The sequence below is a fragment of the Streptomyces sp. NPDC127197 genome (assembly GCF_042672405.1).
Lineage (GTDB): Bacteria > Actinomycetota > Actinomycetes > Streptomycetales > Streptomycetaceae > Streptomyces > Streptomyces flavusporus.
Genome location: NZ_JBHXVG010000013.1, coordinates 43,914 through 65,101 on the forward strand (window position 1 = coordinate 43,914; position 21,188 = coordinate 65,101).

The window sequence follows — 21,188 nt, forward strand, 5'->3', positions numbered from 1 at the left end:
GACGACGCAACGGCAAGCTCCGCGGGGAGGGAGTCGGCCTCGACTACAGGCCCTCGCCGCGGCAGCTAAGAAGAAGCAGCCCGAAACGCATGATGCGCAGCATGCTAGCCGAGCTCTTCCGGATGCGGGGGTCCGTATCAGTATGCGGGACCAGGAAGACAAACAGGACAAAAAGTGCGCTATACCACTTTGGGTCGGCCGCAGGGGCACCTTGTCGGCACATTTCACCAATCATGGTTGCAGGTGGTGACAGCAACATAACTCAGTGCAAGGGTGCCGGGCATAACGACGACCAACGGGGGCTTCACGCCCGTCTTCTGCACCATCGTTCCACCGCACGTCCTCGACCAGCTCGCCCAGGCCGAGGACCCCGCGCTCTCCGGCCCCGCCCGCCAGACCCTGCAGCGCGACGCCTACGAGCGCACCCACCGCCGGCTGACCACGGTCCTCGGCGCGCCTGCCGTCGCCCCGCCCGCCGAGGCCGCGGCCGACAAACCGCACCGCACCATCTACGACGCCCGGCACAAGACGGACCTGCCCGGAAGGAAGGTCCGCGGTGAGGGCGACGAGCCCGGCAAGGACGCCACGGTCAACCGCGCCTACGCCGGCCTCGGCGCCACCTTCGAGCTGTTCCTGAAGGCCTTCGAACGCAACTCGATCGACGGCGACGGCCTGCCGCTCGACGCGACCGTCCACTACGACGAGCAGTACAACAACGCCTTCTGGAACGGCGAGCAGATGGTCTTCGGCGACGGGGACGGCGAGATCTTCCTGGACTTCACCATCCCCATCGACGTCATCGGCCACGAACTCGCCCACGGCGTCACCCAGTACACGGCCAACCTCACCTACTTCGGCCAGCCCGGCGCCCTCAACGAGTCCGTGTCGGACGTCTTCGGCTCCCTCATCAAGCAGTACACGCTCGGCCAGACCGCCGCCGAGGCCGACTGGCTGATCGGCGCCGGACTGCTCGCCCCCCGCGTGTCGGGCGTGGCCCTGCGCTCGATGAAGGCGCCGGGCACGGCGTACGACGACGACGTCCTCGGCAAGGACCCGCAGCCCGGCACGATGGACGACTATGTCAGCACCGGCCGCGACAACGGCGGCGTCCACATCAACTCCGGCATCCCCAACCACGCCTTCTACCTCGCCGCCACCGCACTCGGCGGACACGCCTGGGAGCGCGCGGGACAGATCTGGTACGACGTGCTGACCGGGGGCGAGCTGAAGGAGAAGGCGAACTTCACGGAGTTCGCCACGCTGACCGTCGCGGCCGCGAAGGCACGGTACGGCGACGGCGGCGAGGAGTTCGAGGCCGTGCTCAAGGCCTGGGAACAGGTGGGGGTGCGCACCCTGTAGTTCCGTACTAGACAGATCCCATGCGTATTCAGGTGAGGCGCACGGGCGGATTCGCGGGCATCGAGCGGCACGCCGAGGTGGACACCTCGGGGCGGCCCGACGCCCAGGAGTGGCACGCCCTGGCCGAGCGCGCGGTCGCTTCCGGCCGGGGCGCGCCCCCCGTCGGGGTGCCCGACGGCTTCAGTTACCAGATCACCGTGGACGGGAACACCGTGTACTGCGCGGATCCACGGCTGACGGAGGAGCAGCGCAGGCTGATCAGCAGGGTGCTGAAGGAAGGTGCGTAACTGCATGTTCACGCCTGCCCGTTGACTTCCGTTACCGGCGGTACGGATGATCCGGCGCATGGCGACTGATGCGCGCACCGCGACGAACCCGACACCCGAGTTCCCGGCGTTCCCCGACACCTTCCTGTGGGGCGTGTCCACCTCGGCGCACCAGATCGAGGGGGCGGTGGACGAGCGCGAGCCGTCCGTCTGGGACGCCTTCACGGCCGAGCCGGGACGGGTGAAGGACGGCTCCACCGCGGCGGTGGCCTGCGACCACTACCACAGCTACCGCGAGGACGTGGCCCTCCTGGCCGGCCTGGGCGTGGACGCGTACCGCTTCTCGATCTCATGGCCCAGGGTGCGTTTCGAGGGCGGGCGGGGCCTCGACTTCTACGACCGTCTGGTGGACGAGCTGTGCGCGGCGGGCGTACGGCCGGTTCCGACCCTCTTCCACTGGGACCTGCCGGTCACGCTCGACTGGCTGGACCGGGACACGGCGGCGCGGTTCGCGGAGTACGTGTCGGTGGTCGCGGAGCGGCTCGGTGACCGGGTGACGAAGTGGATCACCCTCAACGAGCCCGCCGAACACACCCTGCTGGGCCACGCCCTGGGCGCCCACGCCCCCGGCAGGCAGCTCCTCTTCGACGCCCTCCCGGTCGCTCACCACCAGCTCCTGGCGCACGGTCTGGCGGTACGCGCCCTGCGCGCGGCCGGCGCATCGGACATCGGGATCGCCAACTCCCACGGGCCGACCTGGCCGGCGTCGCAGGACAGTGCCGACGTGGAGGCGGCGGACTTCTACGACGTACTCCTCAACCGGCTGTTCGCGGACCCGATCCTGCTGGGCGAATACCCGGCGGGGATCGGCGAGTTGATGCCCGGGGACGTCGAGGCCGACCTGAAGGTGATCGCCGAGCCGGTCGACTGGTACGGCATCAACTACTACGCGCCGACCAGGGTGGGCGCACCCCAGGGCACGGAGATCGAGTTCGGCGGACTGACGATGCCGGCCGACCTCCCCTTCTCCGTACGGCAGATCGAGGGCGTCCCGGTGACGGACTTCGGCTGGCCGGTCGTCCCGGAGGCCCTGACCGAGCTGCTCACCGGCTTCCGCGAGCGCTACGGCGACCGGCTCCCGCCCGTCGTGATCACCGAGAACGGCTGCTCCTACGAGGGGATCGACGACCAGGACCGGATCGCCTACCTGGACGGGCATGTGCGGGCCCTGCACGAGGCGCTGGCGGCGGGCGTGGACGTGCGCGGCTACTTCGTGTGGTCGCTGCTGGACAACTTCGAGTGGGCGGAGGGTTACGCCCGCCGCTTCGGCCTGGTCCATGTCGACCGGGAGACGCTGGAGCGGACACCGAAGGCGTCGTACGCCTGGTTCAGGGACATGCTGCGGGCGCAGAGGTGACGGTCAGAAGCCCAGTTTGCGCAGCTGCTTCGGATCCCGCTGCCAGTCCTTGGCGACCTTGACGTGGAGGTCCAGGAACACCGGCGTCCCCAGCAGGGCCTCGATCTGCTTGCGGGACTTGATGCCGACCTCCTTCAGGCGCTTGCCCTTGGGGCCGATGATGATGCCCTTCTGGCTGGGGCGTTCGATGTAGACGTTGGCGTGGATGTCCAGCAGGGGCTTGTCGGCGGGACGGTCCTCGCGCGGGAGCATCTCCTCGACCACGACCGCGATGGAGTGCGGCAGCTCGTCGCGGACGCCCTCCAGTGCGGCTTCGCGGATCAGCTCCGCGATCATGACCTGCTCGGGCTCGTCGGTCAGATCACCCTCGGGGTAGAGGGCGGGGCCTTCGGGCAGCAGCGGAACGATCAGGTCGGCGAGCAGGCCCACCTGCTTGTCCCCGACCGCCGACACCGGGACGATCTCCGCCCACTCGAAGCCGAGCTCCTTGCCGAGCTGGTCGATCGCGATGAGCTGCTCGGCGAGCGTCTTGCTGTCGACCAGGTCGGTCTTCGTGACGACCGCGATCTTCGGCGTCTTCCTGATCGACGCCAGCTCCTTCGCGATGTACCGGTCACCGGGACCGATCTTCTCGTTCGCGGGCAGACAGAAGCCGATCACGTCCACCTCGGCCCATGTCGTGCGGACGACGTCGTTGAGCCGCTCGCCGAGCAGCGTGCGCGGCTTGTGCAGACCCGGTGTGTCCACCAGGACCAGCTGGGCGTCGGGCCGGTGCACGATGCCGCGCACGGTGTGCCGGGTGGTCTGCGGCTGGTTCGCCGTGATCGCCACCTTCTGCCCGACCAGAGCGTTCGTGAGGGTGGACTTGCCCGCGTTGGGGCGGCCCACGAAGCAGGCGAAGCCGGCCCGGTGGACAGTGTCGGCCGGCTGCTCGGATGACGGGGTGCGAACGCTCATGCCGCCCATTCTCCCTGATCGCCGACGCCCTGCCGCACACCTGCCCGCACGACCTCATGGGCGCGGCCCCCACGCCTTCCGGGCGAGGGGGCCGCGCAGCGCACTGTTCCGGTCTCGGCCGATCGTTCTCAGCCGATCGTTCTCAGTCGAACACGAACGGGCCCGGGGACTGCGGTCCGGTCGCCGTGCAGGTGATGGTGATGCCGAAGACCGTCATCCGCAGCGAACCGCCGAAGGCCTCCAGGCTGTCACCGGAGGCCACGGTGCCGCTCAGCGGGCCGACGGTGACGCTGTCGCCGGCGGCCATCGCCGGGTTCTCGGTGCCGGTGAAGGCGGTCGTGCCGCCGCTGCCCTTCACCAGGGTGAGCGTGGACGCGATCGAGTCCTCGCCGAGTGCGATCGGCGCGGTGATCGCGGAGGACGTGAGGGTCATCGTGGCGGCGGTGCCGTTCTGGGTGGCCGTGAGCGTGGCCTCGCCGCCGCCGAAGGTGCCGCAGTCGGCGGTGATCGTCGCCGACTCCGGGGCGACGGCCACGGCGGCGGGCGCGAGGACGACGCCGGTGACCGCGAGGGCCCCGACCGCCAGTGCCGCACCTGTTGCTGTGCGCTTGCCTCTCATGGGGATCCGGCTCCCTTCCCGTGTCTGGGAATGCCATGTGGGGATGGACGGGAGATACGCCGACGGACCACCCGGCAGCGGGGTGCGGGCACGCTGCGCGAGCCTGAATCTGACGGTCCGTCGGAACTTACGGGTCCATTGATGCGCGAGAGGCAGAGGAGGGCAAGGTTGAATTCCGGCCTAACTCTTCAGCCGTCCGGCGATTGAGGACGAGGCCGTTCAGGCCGAACGGGGTCTGGGGGCGGAGCCCCCAGGGAGACCTCAGCCCGCTGAGACAGTCAGCCGAACATTCCCGTCCGGCGAAGCAACCAGCACCGGCGTCTTGGGCCCCCCAAGATCCCGTACCGCCGCCCGGTCCTCCGCGGACGCGGACTCCGCCTCGGTGACGACCGCCGCCGCCTCCAGCGACTTCGCCCCCGACGCCACCGCCATCGCCACCGCCGTCTGCAGCGCGCTCAGCCGCAGCGAGTCCAGGGCGACGGTCCCGGCAACATACGTACGCCCCGTCTCGTCTCGTACGGCAGCCCCCTCGGGCACACCGTTGCGGGCCCGCACGGAACGGGCCAGGGTGACGATCTTGCGGTCCTCGGGGTCAAGCGCGTTGGTGTCGGTCATGCCCTGAGCATACGAAGCCGTACGGACCGCCCGGCTCAGGGGCGGTCGAGGCGGAGCCGGTCGGCGCGCGGCAGACCGGCCACGACCAGGTCGTAGGAGTCCTCGATGAGCTCCCGGACCAGACGGTCCGGGAGCTCGCCGTCGACGGTGACGGTGTTCCAGTGGCGCTTGTTCATGTGGTAGCCGGGGACGATCAGGCCGGGGTGGTCGGCGCGCAGGCGGACCGCGTCCTCCGGGTCGCACTTGAGGTTCACCGTGAGCGGGCGCGCGTCCAGAGTGGTCAGGGCGAACAGCTTGCCCAGGACCTTGAACACCGAGATCTCCGGGCGGAACGGGAAGTCCTCGACGGCGGCGTTGAAGGACAGACAGAACGCGCGCAGCTCCTGGGGCGTCACTCCGGCCTCGTCTCCTCCTCCGGCGGATCCGCCGGGATCACCGGCTCCACCAGCACGGTCACGATCTTGTTCCGGCGCCCGGCCGCGGCCTCCGCGGTCAGCCGCAGCTCCCGGCTGTCGGGCAGTTCGACGACGGAGGAGGCCCCGGCGATGGGCACCCGGCCGAGGGCCTTGGCGAGCAGCCCGCCGACGGTCTCCACGTCCTCGTCGTCGTACGCCTCCAGCCCGTACAGCTCGCCGAGGTCGCCGATGTCGAGGCGGGCGGTGACCCGGTAGCGTTCCTCGCCGAGGGGTTCCACGGGCGGGAGTTCACGGTCGTACTCGTCGGTGATCTCGCCGACGATCTCCTCGAGGATGTCCTCGATGGTGACGATGCCGGCCGTGCCGCCGTACTCGTCGATGACGACGGCGACGTGGTTGCGCTCCTTCTGCATCTCGCGCAGCAGGTCGCCGGCGTTCTTGGTGTCCGGCACGAAGAACGCGGGCCGCATCGCCGTCGACACCAGCTCGGACTCGGCGTCCCGGCTGATGTGCGTCTTGCGGACCAGGTCCTTCAGATACACGATCCCGACGATGTCGTCCTCGCTCTCGCCGGTGACCGGGATGCGCGAGAAACCGGACCTGAGCGCCAGGGTGAGGGCCTGGCGGATGGTCTTGTAGCGCTCGATGACGATCAGATCGGTCCTCGGGACCATGACCTCGCGGACCAGGGTGTCGCCCAGCTCGAAGACCGAGTGCACCATGCGGCGCTCCTCGTCCTCGATCAGGGACTCCGCCTCGGCGAGGTCGACCAGGGCGCGCAGCTCCGCCTCGGAGGCGAAGGGGCCGCGGCGGAAGCCCTTGCCGGGGGTGAGCGCGTTGCCGATGAGGATGAGCAGGGACGGGATCGGGCCCATGATCCTGGCCAGCGGCACCAGGACGTACGCCGCCGCGGTCGCCGTGTTCAGCGGGTGCTGGCGGCCGATGGTGCGCGGGGAGACACCGACGGCGACGTACGACACCAGGACCATGACCCCGATCGCGACGACCAGGGCCTCCCACGTGGCGTCGAACTCCGTCAGACAGGCGTAGGTGACGAGCGAGCCGGCGGCCATCTCGCAGGCGACGCGGACCAGCAGCGCCACGTTGAGGTAGCGGGTCGGGTCGGCGGCGACCTGGGCGAGTTTGGTGCTGCCGCGCCGCCCGGACCGTACGGCCTCCTCGGCGCGGAAGCTGGAGACGCGCGCGAGGCCCGCCTCCGCGCAGGCGGCGAGCCAGGCGACGACGACCAGGGCGACGGCGCCGGTGACGAGCGGGAGGCTCATGACACGGTCGGGGCCGGAGACGGACCGGTCAGGCCCTTCTCCCCGCGCCAGCCGTCCACGATGGCGGCCTGGAGGCCGAACATCTCGGCCTTCTCGTCGGGTTCCTCATGGTCGTACCCGAGCAGGTGCAGCACACCGTGGACGGTGAGCAGCTGGAGCTCCTCGTCCATGGTGTGCTGCGTCGGTGCCTCGGCGCCCTGCTTCGCGGCGACCTCGGGGCAGAGCACGATGTCGCCGAGGAGGCCCTGCGGGGGCTCGTCGTCGTCCTTGGACGGCGGGCGCAGCTCGTCCATCGGGAAGGACATGACGTCGGTGGGTCCCGGCAGGTCCATCCACTGGATGTGCAGCTGCTCCATGGCGTCGGCGTCCACGACGATCACCGAGAGCTCGGAGAGCGGGTGGATGCGCATCCGTGCGAGCGCGTAGCGGGCGATGTCGAGGATCGCCTGCTCGTCGACCTCGGTTCCGGACTCGTTGTTGACGTCGATCGACATGGTCGTGCTGGTCTACTTCCCCTTGGAGCCCTTGGCGCCGGTCTTGCCACGGCCCTTGTGCGTGCCGTTCTCCGTGCCGTACTTGTCGTCGTACTTCTCGTACGCGTCGACGATACGGCCCACCAGCTTGTGCCGGACGACATCGTGGGACGACAGGACGGAGAAGTGGACGTCCTCGACGCCCTCCAGGATCTCCCGCACCTGGCGCAGGCCGGACTTGGTGCCGTTCGGCAGGTCGACCTGCGTCACATCACCCGTGATCACGATCTTCGAGTCGAAGCCGAGGCGGGTGAGGAACATCTTCATCTGCTCGGGGCTCGTGTTCTGGGCCTCGTCCAGGATGATGAAGGCGTCGTTGAGCGTACGGCCGCGCATATAGGCGAGCGGCGCGACCTCGATCGTCCCGGCGGCCATCAGGCGAGGGATGGAGTCCGGGTCGATCATGTCGTGCAGCGCGTCGTAGAGCGGGCGCAGGTAGGGGTCGATCTTCTCGTAGAGGGTGCCGGGCAGGAAGCCGAGGCGCTCGCCGGCCTCGACCGCCGGGCGGGTCAGGATGATGCGGTTGACCTGCTTGGACTGCAGGGCCTGCACCGCCTTGGCCATGGCGAGGTAGGTCTTGCCGGTGCCGGCGGGGCCGATGCCGAAGACGATCGTGTGCTTGTCGATCGCGTCGACGTACCGCTTCTGGTTGAGGGTCTTGGGGCGGATCGTGCGGCCGCGCGAGGACAGGATGTTCTGGGTGAGCACCTGGGCCGGGGTCTCCTCCGGGCCCTCCCCGTTCTCACTGGCCCTGAGCATGGCGATCGAGCGTTCCACTGCGTCCTCCGTCATCGGCTGCCCGGTGCGGAGCACCAGCATCATCTCGTCGAACAGGCGCTGGATGAGGGCGACTTCCGCCGCGGGTCCGATCGCGCTGATCTCATTGCCCCGGACGTGGATGTCGGCCGCCGGGAAGGCCTTCTCGATCACGCGCAGTAGGGAGTCGCCGGACCCCAGCACCGTCACCATGGGGTGCTGGGCGGGGACGGTGAACTGTGCTCTCGCCTGCCCCTGCGCGGGGGTGTGAGCTGTGGGTGTCTGAGTCATGGGCCGGCGCTTAAGGCCTGCACGTCCTCCTCGATACGACTCGCCTGCCACAAGGGCGGCCTGGCGATTTCCAGGGTACGCCGGACGACTGACATCGCCGTAGGACTTTTCCGTGCGCTGTACGGCACACAGGGTCCGGGACACCGGCGTCAGACCGACCGGCGTCAGACCGACCGGCCGAAGCCGATCGTCGGGACCGCGCGGCGCAGCGGCCACGGTCGGGCGGTGGCGGGGATCAGCTCCTCCAGGAACGCGTACCGGCGCAGCGCCGCCGGGTCCTGGTCGTCGAACGACTGCACCCGGCGCCACCAGGCGGCGATCTCGGACCAGCCGGGGGCGGACAGGGACCCCCCGAACTCCTGCACGGAGAGGGCTGCCGTGAGGCCGGCGAAGGCGAGGCGGTCGGCGAGCGGCCAGCCGGCGAGGGTGCCGGTGACGAAGCCGGCCACGAAGACGTCGCCCGCGCCGGTGGGGTCCAGCGCCTCCACGTCGATCGCCGGCACCTCGGCGCTCTCCCCGGTGCGCCGGTCCACCGCGTACGCGCCCTCCGCGCCGAGGGTGACCACGGCGACCGGTACGTGCTCGGTGAGGGCCTGCGCGGCGGCGCGCGGGCAGGCGGTGCGGGTGTAGCGCATCGCCTCCTCGGCGTTCGGCAGGAACGCCTCGCAGTGTTCGAGGTCGGCGAGGCCGGCCAGGTCCCAGGCACCGGTTTCGTCCCAGCCGACGTCGGCGAAGATGCGGCTGCCCTGGCTCGCGGCCTGCGCGATCCAGGGGGCGCGCTTGCCGGGGGTGAGCGAGGCGACGGCGGCATGGGCGCGTGGCGGGCAGTCGGGAGCCGGCTCCTCGGGGGGCGGTTCGTGGCCATGGGAGACCATCGTGCGTTCGCCCTCGTACGCCATGGAGACGGTGACCGGTGAGTGCCAGCCGCGCACCGTGCGTGACGGGGTGAGGTCGATGCCCTCGCCCTGGGCCAGGGCGTCCCAGCAGTAGTCGCCGTAGTGGTCGTCGCCGAAGGCAGCCGCGAGGGACGTCCGCAGGCCGAGCCGGGCCAGCGCGGTCGCCATGTTGGCGACGCCGCCGGGGCTGGAGCCCATCCCGCGCGCCCAGGTCTCGGTCCCGCGCACCGGGGCGGAGTCGAGCCCGGTGAAGACGATGTCGAGGAAGACCGTGCCCGTGAGGTAGACGTCCCAGGGCGGGTCGTCCGGCGTGCGCACGGCGGCCAGGGGGTCGACGTGGGCGTGGCAGTTCGATCCGTGTGCGACGGGCGTCGGCCCCTCTCCGGTGGACGCGGTCACGGTGCGCTCCCTGACGTGGTGCTGGTCTGGCCAGTGTGCACCACGCCACTGACAAGGGGCCCATGGTCCGGTGGAGGGGCGCGTCAGGTCGTCACAGGCGTCTACCAGCGGGGGACGGACGGCGTATGCCACTGCGGGTCGGCGACCCGCATCGCCGCCGCGTCGTCGCGGTCCCGCAGCGTGCCGTCGTCGTCGAGCCACCGCCGGTGCAGGAGGGCCAGTCGGTCACGGTCGAGTTCGACGCCGAGGCCGGGGGCGTCGGAGACGGTGACCCTGCCGCCGTCGAAGACCAGTCGCTCGGTGAGCACGTCCTCCGACTGCCAGGGGTAGTGGGAGTCGCAGGCGTGGTGGAGGCCGGGGACGGTGGACGCCACCTGGGTCATCGCGGCGAGGCTGATCCCGAGGTGGGTGTTGGAGTGCATCGAGATCCCCACCCCGAAGGTGCGGCAGATGGCGGCGAGTTGCTGGGTGTTGCGCAGCCCGCCCCAGTAGTGGTGGTCGGAGAGGACGACCTGGACGGCGTCCTTCGTGAACGCCTCCTTGATCTCGGCGAACGTCGTCACGCACATGTTGGTGGCGAGCGGCACGGCGGTCCCGGCGGCGACCTCGGCCATCGCGGGCGTGCCCAGCGCCGGGTCCTCCAGGTATTCGAGGACATCCGCCAGCTCCTTCGCCACTTTCAGCGAGGTCGCAACGGACCAGGCGCCGTTGGGATCCAGCCGCAGCGGATGCCCGGGGAAGGCCTCGGCGAGCGCGCGTACGGCGGCGATCTCCTCGTCCGGCGGGAAGACACCCCCCTTGAGCTTGAACGACGTGAACCCGTACCGCTCCTTGAACTTCCGCGCCTGCTCGACGACTCCGGCCGGATCGAGGGCGGCACCCCAGTCGTCCTTCTCGGCGGGGACGCCCTCGGGATGGCCGGCCCACTTGTAGAAGAGGTACGCGCTGTACTCGACGGCGTCCCGCACCTTGCCGCCCAGCAGCGCGTGCACGGGCAAGCCGAGCGCCTTGCCCAGCGCGTCCAGACACGCCACCTCGAACGCCGAGACGACGGACAGCCGCAGCTTGTCGGCGGTCTGGACACCGCGCAGCCCGCCGACGTCGATCTGGCCGGAGACCCGGGACCGATCGACGGCCACCTCGTCGGCGATGGTGAACAGGGTGTTCACATCCGTGACTTGGTGGCCGATCAGCTTGTCAGCGAAGGGCCGGGCGAGCTCGAGGTACCTGGTGTCGCCGTACGTCTCGCCGAGTCCGGCGATGCCGTCGGCCGTCACGACCTCCACGATCAGCCGGGGCGTGTACGGCTGGTGGACGCCCTGGGTGTTGAGCAGGGGCGGGTCGGCGACCAGGATCGGGGTCAGCCGTACGTCCGTAACGGCGAGGTTCACAGGACGGCTCCCCATGCAGACGTCATACACGTATGGGAATGGAGATTAGGTAGGCGAACGGCGGGCGTCAATGGCGACAGCGGGCCGTGAACCGTCATGAGCCGGTGAGAGCGCGCACGTTTACCCGCCCTCCCCCGCCCCAAACAGAACGTGCCCCAGATCACACCCCCCGCCCTCCCTCGCCCCACCCCCTGCTTGATACAAATTGCCCGCGCGTTCCTGTCCGTCGACGGTCGTCGCCCAATCCCCCCTTTTGTGCCGCTCCTTTCGCATGCCCTGGGAACGCCCGTGCTCGCCCCCCGCACCACCACGCCCTGGCCCCTCGTCGCCCTTTTCACGGCCGGGTATCTCGCCCCGTATCTGCTGCCGACGGTCGTCGGCCGGCTGGACTCCGGACTGTCCGTCTCCGCCACCCAGGCGGGCGCGATCGGCAGTGCCCTGCTGCTGAGTTCGGCGTCGGCGGGCTTCCTGCTCGCATCCCGGGTCGACCGGCTCGGCCCTCGCATCCTCGCCCGCGCCGGCCTCGCTCTCGCCGTCCTCGGCTACGGCGGCGCCGCCCTCACCACCACCGTCTGGGCCGTCGTCACCGGCGCGGTGATCGGCGGACTCGGCTCGGGTACGGCCACCGCGGTCGCCGCCACCGGCATCGCCGGCCGGCGCGAACCGCACCGCACCACCACCCTCGGACTGCTCAGCGTCTCCGCGCTGGCGGGCGCGGTCTATCTGACGGTCCCCCACCTCGGCCCCGGGCACGGCCTGCCCCTGGCCGCGATCGCCCTGACGGCGCTGGCGGTCTGGCCACTCACCGGCCGCCTCGCCGTCCGTGGGACGCCGCCCCCGCAGCACGGCGGCGGCCACGACCGGCCCCGCCTCCCCCACCTTCGCTCGGGTCTCGTACTGGCGGCCGCGATGCCCTGCTGGTCGATGGCCCAGAATTCCCTGTGGGGTGTCAGCGGGCGGATCGGTCTGACCCAGGCGCATCTGACGGAGGCGGCCGTCGGCGTCGTCTTCGCGGTCGGGCTGGGCGCCGGACTGCTGGGCGTGATCGGCGCCGGGGCGCTGGGGCCGCGGCTCGGACACGCGCTGCCCATCGGCGCGGGGACCGCCCTCATCGCGGGCTGCATCGCCGTCAGCGCCTCGGCGACCGGTCTGACGACGTTCGCGGCGGGTGAGATCACCTGGAACGCCCTCTACCCGATCGTCCTCTCCTACGTCATCGGCCTCGCCGCCTCGCTCGACCCGCGCGGCCGCTGGGCGGTACTCGTCGGCTCGGCGTCATCGCTCGGCACGGCGGCGGGCCCGCTGACCGGCAGCGTCCTCTCGGCACAGGCGGGTTTCCCGGCGATGGGCCTGGTCCTGGCCGCCGGGCTGCTGGTGATCGCCGTCCCGATGACGGCCGTGGCACTGCGCGCGACGCGCCCCGCACCGGTCATGGACGTCCTGGAGATCCCGGTGGACGCCCCGTCCCTCCCCGCCGACCGCTCGGCCTACGACACGGCAGGCCCCCGGCAGACATTCGCCGCACCGGGGTCCGCAATGGACTAGCGATCAGCCGAACTCATAGGCCTCGACCTCCGCGAGATACCGCGCCCGCCGCTCCTCGTCGTGCTCCAGGAAGGAGGCGGTGAAGGAGTTGCGGGCCAGCTCGCGCAGCTGTTCCTCGTCCAGCCCGAGGGCCTGACGCACCGCGTCGAAGTTGTCGCCGGCGTAGCCGCCGAAGTAGGCGGGGTCGTCGGAGTTGACCGTGCACAGCAGGCCGGCGTCGAGCATGGCGGGCAGCGGGTGCTGTTCCAGGACGTCCACGGCACGCAGCCGCACGTTGGACAGCGGGCACAGCGTCAGCGGGACGCGGTCGCGCACGAGCCGTTCGACCAGGGCCGGGTCCTCCAGGCAGCGCAGGCCGTGGTCGATCCGCTCGACGCCGAGCACGTCCAGGGCCTCGGTGATGTACTCCGGAGGCCCCTCCTCACCGGCGTGCGCCACCCGCCGCAGCCCGAGGGCGGCGGCCGCCTCGTACACCTCGCGGAACTTCACCGGCGGATGCCCGACCTCGGCGGAGTCCAGCCCGACACCGGTGATCCGGTCCAGGTAGGGCCCCGCGGCGTCCAGCGTCTCCATCGCCGACTCGGCGGACTCGTCCCGCAGGAAGCACATGATCAGCCGGGTGGAGATCCCGTGCGTCTCCTGGCTGCGGCCGAGTGCCCGCCAGAGCCCCTCGACCACGGTCCCCATCGCCACCCCCCGCACGAGGTGCGCCTGCGGGTCGAAGAAGATCTCCGCGTGCCGCACCCCTTGCGCGGCGGCGCGGGCGAGGTAGGCGTCCGCGAGGTCCTCGAAGTCCCGCTCGGTGCACAGGACGGCCATGAGCTCGTAGTACAGGTTCAGGAAGGACTGGAGGTCCTCGAACCGGTACGCCTCGCGGAGCTCTTCGGTGTCCGCGTACGGCAGGGTCACACCGTTGCGTGCGGCGAGCTCGAAAGCGAGCTCGGGCTCCAGGGTGCCTTCGATATGGAGGTGCAGTTCGGCTTTCGGGAGAGGCATCAAAGCATCGTACGGGCGTTTCACCGACGCTTCGGAACCGGCACTCTCTGTAGGTCGTGCGCCACGCTCAGCTCCCCCTCGAACCCGGCGGCCCGCGCCTGCCGCTCGAACTCCTCCGGTTCGGAGTAGCGCTGGCTGAAGTGGGTGAGGACGAGGTGCCGTACGTTGCTCTCGGCGGCCACCCGGGCAGCCTGACCGACCGTCAGATGCCCGTGTTCCACGGCGAGTTCGATGTCCTCGTCGAGGAACGTCGACTCGATGACGAGCATGTCGCAGCCCTCGGCGAGCGCGTACACCCCGTCGCACAGCCGGGTGTCCATGACGAACGCGAACCGCTGTCCGCGGCGCACCTCGCTCACGTCTTCCAGACGGACGTCCGCGAGCACTCCCGCCCGCTGGAGCCGTCCCACGTCCGGCCCCTTGATGCCGTGCGCGGCGAGCCGGTCGGGCAGCATGCGGCGGCCGTCGGGCTCGATCAGCCGGTAGCCGTAGGACTCGACGGGGTGAGAGAGCTTGCGGGCCTGAAGCGTGTACGACGACGTCACCGCGAGATCGCCGTCCTGGTGCACCGGCGCCTCGGTGAGGTCGACCGTCTCCCGGTAGGCGGTGGCGTACCGGAGGCGGGTGAAGAAGCGCTGTCCGGAGCGGGGGTAGTGCGCGGTGACCGGGTGCGGCACCTGGTCGAGGTTGATGCGCTGGATCACTCCGGCGAGGCCGAGGGAGTGATCCCCGTGGAAGTGCGTGACGCAGATCCGGTTCAGGTCGTGGGCGGCGACCCCGGCGCGCAGCATCTGGCGCTGGGTGCCCTCGCCGGGGTCGAACAGGATGCCCTCGCCGTCCCAGCGCAGCAGGTAGCCGTTGTGGTTGCGGTGCCGGGTGGGGACCTGGCTGGCGGTGCCGAGGACCACCAGTTCTCGTACGGACACGGCGACTTATCCGGGGGGCCATTCCATGCCGCGGCCGCCCAGGACATGGGCGTGGGCGTGCCAGACGGTCTGGCCGGCGCCGCTGCCCGTGTTGAAGACGACGCGGTAGCTCTCCAGCTTGTCCTCGTCGGCGACCGCCTGCGTCTCGCGCAGCACGTCCGCGGCGAGCTCCGGCGCGGCGGCGGCGAGCGTGGCGGCGTCCCGGTAGTGCGCCTTGGGGATCACCAGGACGTGCGTGGGCGCCTGGGGGTTGATGTCCCGGAACGCAACGGTGGTATCCGTCTCACGGACGATCGTCGCCGGGATGTGCCCCTCGACAATCTTGCAGAACAGACAGTCGTCCTGCGCTTCCCCTGCCATGCGGTTCCCTCCGGGGGTCGGGCGTGTACGAGGGGCATCGTAGCGCCGACGTAGCTGCGGGCAGTCGTGCCTCCCCCAGTGCCTTAAGGGCCTGGGGGGACCCCCAGGGCGGCACGGGTGGGCGATGGGGGTCCCCCCGCTCGAGCGAAGCCGAGAGTGGGGGAGGCACCCCGCTGACGCCGGGCTGCGCACCCACCCCCGGCCAGCCTCAGCGCACGGTCACAGCAGGCTCGGCGGTACCTTCGCGGGCGCCTCCTCCAACGCGGCCAGCGCTATCCGCACCGCCTCGTCCAGCTGCACGTCGCGCCCCGCCGCATAGTCCTGCGGTCGCTGCACGACCTCCACGTCCGGGTCCACACCGTGGTTCTCCACGCCCCACTCGTAACCCTCCAGCCAGAACGCGTACTTCGGCTGAGTGATCAGCGTGTCGTCGACGAGCCGGTAGCGGCTGTCGATGCCGATGACACCGCCCCAGGTGCGGGTGCCGACCACCGGGCCGAGCCCGAGCGCCTTGATCGCCGCGTTGACGATGTCGCCGTCGGAGCCGGAGAACTCGTTCGCGACGGCGACCACCGGCCCGCGCGGCGCGTCCTGCGGATAGCTGTACGGCCGCATCCCGCGCGGCACGGCCCAGCCGACGATCCGCCGGGCCAGCTTCTCGACGACCAGTTGGGAGGTGTGGCCACCCCGGTTCTCCCGTACGTCCACCACGAGCCCTTCCCGGGCCACCTCCACCCGCAGGTCCCGGTGGATCTGCGCCCAGCCCGGCGCCTGCATGTCGGGCACGTGGAGGTAGCCGAGTCGGCCGCCGGACCGCTCGTGGACGTAGGCCCGCCGGTCGGCGACCCAGGCGTGGTAGCGCAGCGGCTCCTCGTCGGCGACCGGGACGACCACCGCGTGCCGTACCTCGCCGCCGCCGGACGGCGAGACGGTCAGCTCGACGGGCCGGCCGGCCGTACCGACGAGCAGCGGCGCCGGCCCGGTCACCGGATCCACCGCGCGCCCGGCCACGGCCACGATGGCGTCCCCGGCGCGCACCGCGACGCCGGGCGCGGCGAGCGGGGAGCGGGCGTCGGGGTCGGAGGTCTCCGAGGGGAGAATCCGGTCGATACGCCAACTGCCGTCGGCGTGCCGGGAGATGTCCGCGCCGAGCAGTCCCTGGCGGGGCCCGTTGCCGTAGCCGCCGTTCGGCATGACGTAGGCGTGGGAGGTGCCGAGCTCGCCCTGTACCTCCCACAGCAGGTCCACGAGGTCGTCGTGGGTGGCGATCCGATCGAGGACCGGCCGGTAGCGGTCGAGGACACCGTCCCAGTCGACGCCGTTCATGTCGGGCCGCCAGAAGTGGTCCCGCATGATGCGGCCGGTCTCCTCGTACATCTGCCGCCACTCGGCCGCCGGGTCGATGATCTGCCGTACCCGGCCGAGGTCGACGGTGACGTTGGTGTCGCTGTCGTCGTCGTTCGAGGCGCGCCGGTCGCTGGGGACGACCTTCAGCCGGCCGTCGGTCCACAGCAGGACCCGTTTTCCGTCGCCGCTGACCTCGAAGTGGTCGGCGTCGGCGGCGAGGTGCTCCAGACGGTGCTGGGCGAGGTCGTAGCGCTCCAGCTCGGTCTTGGGGTCGGGGTCGTCCGGGGTGGCCCGGGAAGAGCCGAGGACGCCCTGCACGGGGTGCCGCAGCCACAGCACACCGTCCTTCGCGGCGCGCAGGTTGGAGTAGCGGCCGGCCTCGACCGGGAACGGCACGATCCGGTCGGCGAGCCCCTCGAGGTCGATCCGGGTCGTCGGGGTGCCCTCGCTGTCGGGTGTCTCGTCCTTGTCCGGCGTCTCGAAGGGGCGGCCGTGCCGCTGCGGACCGAACGGCGAGGGCGTGGTCGCGGCGAGGGTGATCAGGTGGGGGCGGTCGCCGACGACGAACGCCAGGTCGAAGACGTGCTCGTCGTAGACGGGGTCGAAGGAGCGGTTGGAGAGGAAGGCGAGGTGCTTGCCGTCGGCGGTGAAGGCGGGCGCGTAGTCCTGGAAGCGCAGCGGGGTCGCCTCGGTGACCGACAGGTCGGTGGTGTTGGCGAGCCTCAGCTGGCAGAGCGGGTGGGGGCCGGGGTGGGACCAGGCGAGCCACGCCGAGTCCGGCGAGAAGACCAGCCCGGAGACGTCTCCGTTGTCGCTGCGGTCGACCTCCCGCACCTCGCCGGTCTCCCGTTCGACCAGCAGCAGCCGCCCGTCGTGCGCGGCGACGGCGGCACGGCTGCCGTCGGGCGCCATGGCGAGCGACAGGACCCGGCCGAGCTGCCCGGCGGCGAGCCGGCGCGGGACGGAGCCGGGGGTCAGTCCGGTGGCGGGCGCGAACTCCAGGGCGTCCTCGCCCTCGGCGTCCGTCACCCACACCACCCACTCCTCGCCCTCCGCGCGGAAGGTGCGCGGCAGCCGGGCCCGTACGCCGGGTTCGGCGGCCAGCGCGCGGGCGGGGCCGGAGCGATGCGTCACCCAGTGCACCCCGCCGCGCACGGAGACCGCACTGCCGCGCGCGGTGTGGTCAGGGGATGCAAAACCGAACCAGCGGGAGGCGTTCACCGGGTACGGCTGCCGGTCGGTGTGCTGCCCGCCGAGCCGCAGCTCGAGCCGGCGCGGCTCGGCCCCGTCGAGGTCGTCCAGCAGCCGGAGTTCACCGGCGCAGGAGTAGACGACACGGGTGCCGTCGCTCGCGGCATGCCGCGCGTAGAAGCCGTCGAGGGGGGTGTGCCGGCGCAGGTCGGAGCCGTCGGCGAGGGAGGAGTAGAGCGCGCCGGTGCCCTCGTGGTCGGACAGGAAGGTGATCCGGTCCCCCACCCACACCGGGTATTCGATGTTCCCGTCCAGCTCCTCATGAAGCCGTACGAACTCCCCGTCCCCCTCCCGGTCGATCCACAACTTGCCCGCCGTACCGCCCCGGTACCGCTTCCACTTGGCGGCCTCGCGTCCCATCGGCGCGGACAGCAGCACGGTGTGCGGTCCGTACGCGACCTCGCCGACCGGCCCGTACGGCAGCCGGGCCGCCGGGCCGCCGTCCAGCGGGACGGCGTGCGCCCAGGTGCGGCGCAGGCTGGCCTGGCCGTGCGTGGTGAGGGCGAGGACCTGTCCGTCCGGGGTCCAGCCGCGGACCTCGGTCTTCATGCTGCCCCAGTGGGTGAGCCGCCTCGCCGGGCCGCCGTCGACGGGGGCGATGTGCACCTCGGGGGCGCCGTCGCGGGTCGAGGTCCAGGCGACGGTGGTGCCGTCGGGCGAGATGCGCGGCATGGTGACCGGGACGTTGTCGGCGCTCACCCGCCAGGCCCGGCCGCCATCGAGGGGGGCGATCCAGACGTCGTCCTCGGCGGTGAAGGCGACCACATCGCCGTGCAGGTGCGGAAACCGGAGATACGCCGACGGGGCGGGCGCTGCGGACTCTGTCACCCGATCACCCTATGCAGGGGCGGGGCCCGCGCACAGGGCTTTGGATCACTTGCCGTCCTCTCCTCACTTGCCCTCCGGCCAGCAGTTCGGATCGCTGTGGCACCAGACGGTCTTGGTGACGGTCACGGTGGTGGTGGGCCCGCCGCCAGGCCGGTTGCCGGCCGGCGGGGCGCTGGTGGCGTTGCAGTCGCCGAGCCCGGTGACGTGGAACCACTCCTTGCCGTCCACCTCGGCGGTGAGGTCACCGCGTACACAGGCGCCGTCGACCGCACGGGTCACCTTGCCGGTGACGGTGATGTCCTTGCCGTCGGTGGTCCGGCCCTGGCAGTCGACGTCCGCGACGGTGTCGACGCTCGCGGACGGGGTCGACCCGGTCCTGTTGCCGAAGTCGGCGGTGCAGCTGAGCCATTGGACGTCGGCCTTCTGCCGCTGCAGTTCCCGCGTCACCAGCTCGTCGGTCGTGTAGGCCACCGTCGCCGAGCTCATGGCACCCGGTTCGCAGGCCACGATCCCGCCCACGCCGACCACCACGGCTCCCGCCACAGCCACCACCCGCGTCCCGCGCGGCCGACCCCGAATCCACCGCAGTGCCCCCATGGACGGCAGCCTGCCACTGCCCCGGCCGTCGCGGTAGGGCACATACGGCCACTCGGTGCCCTCGGTGGTCAGCCGCGCAGCAGCAGCCACTCCTGCAGTTCCACCAGGTTCCGGTACTGGAGGGCGATGCCCGCCGATCCGGTGGCGGGACTGAACTTCTCGTACGGCCCCTCGGTCGCGCCCGACTGCGGCTTGAGGCCGAGGACGTCGGCGCAGAAGCGGTAGCAGGCGGCGAAGTCGCCGACCAGCAGCCGCACTTGGGCGAGTTCCATGACGTCCTCCCTCACCCGGGTCAGGACCAGCGTCCGGTGCGGCCGAGGAGCAGCGCGGCCGCGGCCGTACCGGCGGTCGAGGTGCGCAGCACGGTCGGCCCGAGGCGGTAGGCCTTCGCGCCCGCCTCCTCGAAGAGCGCCAACTCCTCGGGGGAGACGCCGCCTTCGGGCCCGACGACCAGCACGATCTCGCCGTCGGCGGGCAGTTCGGCGGCGGCGAGCGGTTCGTCGCCGCTCTCGTGCAGTACGGCGGCGAAGTCGGCCCCGGCCAGCAGCGCGGCGACCTGCTTGCTCGTCGCCGCCTCCCCGACCTCCGGGAAGCGCACCCTGCGGGACTGCTTGCCGGCCTCGCGAGCCGTGGCCCGCCACTTCGACAGCGCCTTGGCTCCGCGCTCGCCCTTCCACTGGGTGATGCAGCGGGCGGCCGCCCACGGCACGATCGCGTCGACGCCGACCTCGGTCATCGTCTCCACGGCCAGCTCGCCGCGGTCACCCTTGGGGAGGGCCTGGACGACGGTGATACGGGGGGACTCCTCCGGTTCCTCGCGCACCGCGTGCAACTGCACGACCAGCCGGTCCTTGCCCTCGGCGGCCTTGACAACCCCCTCCGCCCAGTGGCCGCGTCCGTCGGTGAGGACGACGTCCTCACCGGGCCGCAGTCTCTTGACGGAGACGGCGTGCCGCCCCTCGGGGCCGTCGAGCACGAACTCGGGCCCGTTGTCGTCGAGCCGGTCCACCACGAAGACGGGCGCGGTCATCCGGCACCGCCCCGGGAGGACAACGCTGTCCTGGCGGCCGCCAGTTCGGCGGCCAGCACCTCCACCAGCCGCCCGGCTGGCAGCTCGCGCGCCATCCGGTGGCCCTGCCCCGCCCACAGCGCCATGCCCTGCGCGTCGCCCGCCTTGGCGGCCGCCTTGCGCAGCGGGGAGGTGAGGTGGTGGACCTCCGGGTAGGCGGCGGGGGCGTACGGGCCGTGTTCCCGCATGAAGCGGTTGACGAGCCCGCGGGCGGGCCGCCCGGAGAAGGCTCGGGTGAGTGCCGTACGGACGAAGAGGGGGTTGGTCAGCGCCTGCTTGTGCACGGCGTTGGCGCCGGACTCGGGCGTGGCGAGGAAGGCGGTGCCCAGCTGGGCGGCGCTCGCGCCCGCGGCGAGGGCGGCGGCGATCTGGCTGCCGCGCATGATGCCGCCGGCGGCGACGAGGGGAAGTCCGACGGCCTCGCGGACCTGGGCGATCAGGGAGAGCAGCCCGAGGGCGGAGCCGTCGTTCTCGGGGATGTCCCGGTGGGTGCCCTGGTGGCCGCCGGCCTCGACGCCCTGGACGATCACTGCGTCGGCGCCGGCCCGCTCGATGGCGCGGGCCTCGTCGGGCGTGGTGGCGGTGACCAGGGTGAGGGTTCCGGCGCGGCGCAGGGCGTCCAGGACCTCGCGGCTGGGGCAGCCGAAGTGGAAGGAGACCACCGGCACCGGGTTGTCGAGCAGCACCGCGAGCTTGACGTCGTAGCCGTCGTCCCGCCCGCTGTCCGGATCGCCCAGCTCGGCCTCGTACCAGGCGGCCTCGCCGGCCAGCTGGTGGGCGTAGACGTCCACGGCGGCCGGCTCGGCGTACTCGGGCTGCGGCATGAACAGGTTCACGCCGAAGGGACGGCCGGTGAGTCCCCGCAGCTGCTTGATCTCCTGGTACATGCCGTCGGCCGTCTTGTACCCGGCGGCCAGAAACCCGAGCCCGCCCGCCTCGGACACGGCAGCCGCAAGCTGCGGCACGGAGACGCCGCCCGCCATGGGGGCCTGCACGATCGGAAGCGGGAAGAGATCGGTCAGTGCGGAGGACATGACGGCATGTTGTCACGTCCTCCGAACAAGTCCGAAT

Annotated in this window: 20 protein-coding genes and 1 pseudogene; 4 read left to right on the forward strand and 17 right to left on the reverse strand. The window is 71.4% G+C overall.

The window, feature by feature from the left end:
- Positions 1-282 precede the first annotated feature (282 nt).
- From ACFVJQ_RS21410 to ACFVJQ_RS21420, 3 genes are read left to right on the forward strand one after another with little or no spacing between them, the layout of a single operon-like run.
- Positions 283-1,359, forward strand: coding sequence for a M4 family metallopeptidase (locus tag ACFVJQ_RS21410; RefSeq protein ID WP_385786092.1), 1,077 nt, complete (start codon positions 283-285; stop codon positions 1,357-1,359).
- A 20-nt stretch (positions 1,360-1,379) separates the two neighbouring features.
- Positions 1,380-1,646, forward strand: a complete 267-nt coding sequence (locus tag ACFVJQ_RS21415) for a protealysin inhibitor emfourin (RefSeq protein WP_129801844.1) — start codon at positions 1,380-1,382, stop codon at positions 1,644-1,646.
- Between the two features lie 46 nt (positions 1,647-1,692).
- Positions 1,693-3,042, forward strand: coding sequence for a GH1 family beta-glucosidase (locus ACFVJQ_RS21420; protein ID WP_385513762.1), 1,350 nt, complete (start codon positions 1,693-1,695; stop codon positions 3,040-3,042).
- A 3-nt stretch (positions 3,043-3,045) separates the two neighbouring features.
- On the opposite strand, the gene era is transcribed toward ACFVJQ_RS21420, so the two are convergent.
- From era to ACFVJQ_RS21465, 9 genes are all read right to left on the reverse strand, one after another.
- Positions 3,046-3,999 carry a GTPase Era gene (gene era, locus ACFVJQ_RS21425; RefSeq protein ID WP_385513763.1) on the reverse strand — a complete coding sequence of 318 codons (954 nt, stop codon included), beginning with the start codon at positions 3,997-3,999 and terminating at the stop codon, positions 3,046-3,048.
- Between the two features lie 142 nt (positions 4,000-4,141).
- A complete protein-coding gene (locus ACFVJQ_RS21430; RefSeq protein WP_224738734.1) occupies positions 4,142-4,618 on the reverse strand; it encodes a hypothetical protein in 477 nt (158 codons plus the stop codon).
- 261 nt (positions 4,619-4,879) lie between these two features.
- Positions 4,880-5,233, reverse strand: a complete 354-nt coding sequence (locus ACFVJQ_RS21435) for a cytidine deaminase (protein ID WP_385513764.1) — start codon at positions 5,231-5,233, stop codon at positions 4,880-4,882.
- Positions 5,234-5,268: 35 nt separating this feature from the next.
- Positions 5,269-5,628, reverse strand: a complete 360-nt coding sequence (locus ACFVJQ_RS21440; RefSeq protein WP_385785882.1) for an MmcQ/YjbR family DNA-binding protein — start codon at positions 5,626-5,628, stop codon at positions 5,269-5,271.
- Positions 5,625-6,932, reverse strand: a complete 1,308-nt coding sequence (locus ACFVJQ_RS21445) for a hemolysin family protein (RefSeq protein WP_385513766.1) — start codon at positions 6,930-6,932, stop codon at positions 5,625-5,627. The genes ACFVJQ_RS21440 and ACFVJQ_RS21445 overlap by 4 nt, the downstream gene beginning before the upstream one ends.
- A complete protein-coding gene (gene ybeY / locus ACFVJQ_RS21450) occupies positions 6,929-7,426 on the reverse strand; it encodes an rRNA maturation RNase YbeY (RefSeq protein ID WP_224738738.1) in 498 nt (165 codons plus the stop codon). The genes ACFVJQ_RS21445 and ybeY overlap by 4 nt, the downstream gene beginning before the upstream one ends.
- A 12-nt stretch (positions 7,427-7,438) precedes the next feature.
- On the reverse strand, positions 7,439-8,512 hold the full coding sequence (locus ACFVJQ_RS21455) for a PhoH family protein (protein ID WP_385513767.1): 1,074 nt from the start codon (positions 8,510-8,512) through the stop codon (positions 7,439-7,441).
- 164 nt (positions 8,513-8,676) lie between these two features.
- Positions 8,677-9,807 (reverse strand): carbohydrate kinase family protein, encoded by a 1,131-nt coding sequence (locus ACFVJQ_RS21460; RefSeq protein WP_385513768.1) that lies wholly within the window; start codon positions 9,805-9,807, stop codon positions 8,677-8,679.
- A 101-nt stretch (positions 9,808-9,908) separates the two neighbouring features.
- Entirely contained in the window at positions 9,909-11,213 is a 1,305-nt protein-coding gene (locus ACFVJQ_RS21465; RefSeq protein WP_385785887.1) for a glucarate dehydratase family protein, read from the reverse strand.
- A 273-nt stretch (positions 11,214-11,486) separates the two neighbouring features.
- Here ACFVJQ_RS21465 and ACFVJQ_RS21470 point away from each other — a divergent pair, with 273 nt between their 5' ends.
- Positions 11,487-12,743: an MFS transporter gene (locus tag ACFVJQ_RS21470; RefSeq protein ID WP_385785890.1), complete on the forward strand. Its 1,257-nt coding sequence runs from the start codon at positions 11,487-11,489 to the stop codon at positions 12,741-12,743.
- A 3-nt stretch (positions 12,744-12,746) separates the two neighbouring features.
- Here ACFVJQ_RS21470 and ACFVJQ_RS21475 read toward each other — a convergent pair whose 3' ends face one another.
- From ACFVJQ_RS21475 to ACFVJQ_RS21510, 8 genes and pseudogenes are all read right to left on the reverse strand, one after another.
- Complete coding sequence (locus tag ACFVJQ_RS21475) at positions 12,747-13,739, reverse strand: adenosine deaminase (RefSeq protein WP_385513771.1); 993 nt, start codon at positions 13,737-13,739, stop codon at positions 12,747-12,749.
- Positions 13,740-13,759: 20 nt separating this feature from the next.
- Entirely contained in the window at positions 13,760-14,665 is a 906-nt protein-coding gene (locus ACFVJQ_RS21480; protein ID WP_385513772.1) for a ribonuclease Z, read from the reverse strand.
- Between the two features lie 6 nt (positions 14,666-14,671).
- The gene (locus tag ACFVJQ_RS21485) at positions 14,672-15,025 is read right to left on the reverse strand and encodes a histidine triad nucleotide-binding protein (RefSeq protein WP_385513773.1); all 354 of its coding nucleotides are present in this window, start codon (positions 15,023-15,025) and stop codon (positions 14,672-14,674) included.
- 219 nt (positions 15,026-15,244) lie between these two features.
- A complete protein-coding gene (locus ACFVJQ_RS21490; protein WP_385785894.1) occupies positions 15,245-18,451 on the reverse strand; it encodes a S41 family peptidase in 3,207 nt (1,068 codons plus the stop codon).
- A gap of 63 nt (positions 18,452-18,514) precedes the next feature.
- Positions 18,515-19,048 (reverse strand): hypothetical protein, encoded by a 534-nt coding sequence (locus ACFVJQ_RS21495; protein WP_385513827.1) that lies wholly within the window; start codon positions 19,046-19,048, stop codon positions 18,515-18,517.
- Positions 19,049-19,149: 101 nt separating this feature from the next.
- Positions 19,150-19,320 (reverse strand): annotated as a pseudogene (locus ACFVJQ_RS21500) (VOC family protein); the annotation flags it as partial.
- A gap of 20 nt (positions 19,321-19,340) precedes the next feature.
- A complete protein-coding gene (locus ACFVJQ_RS21505) occupies positions 19,341-20,078 on the reverse strand; it encodes a 16S rRNA (uracil(1498)-N(3))-methyltransferase (protein ID WP_385513775.1) in 738 nt (245 codons plus the stop codon).
- Complete coding sequence (locus ACFVJQ_RS21510; RefSeq protein WP_385513776.1) at positions 20,075-21,151, reverse strand: nitronate monooxygenase; 1,077 nt, start codon at positions 21,149-21,151, stop codon at positions 20,075-20,077. Before ACFVJQ_RS21510 ends, ACFVJQ_RS21505 begins: the two co-directional genes overlap by 4 nt.
- Between the last annotated feature and the right edge of the window lie 37 nt (positions 21,152-21,188).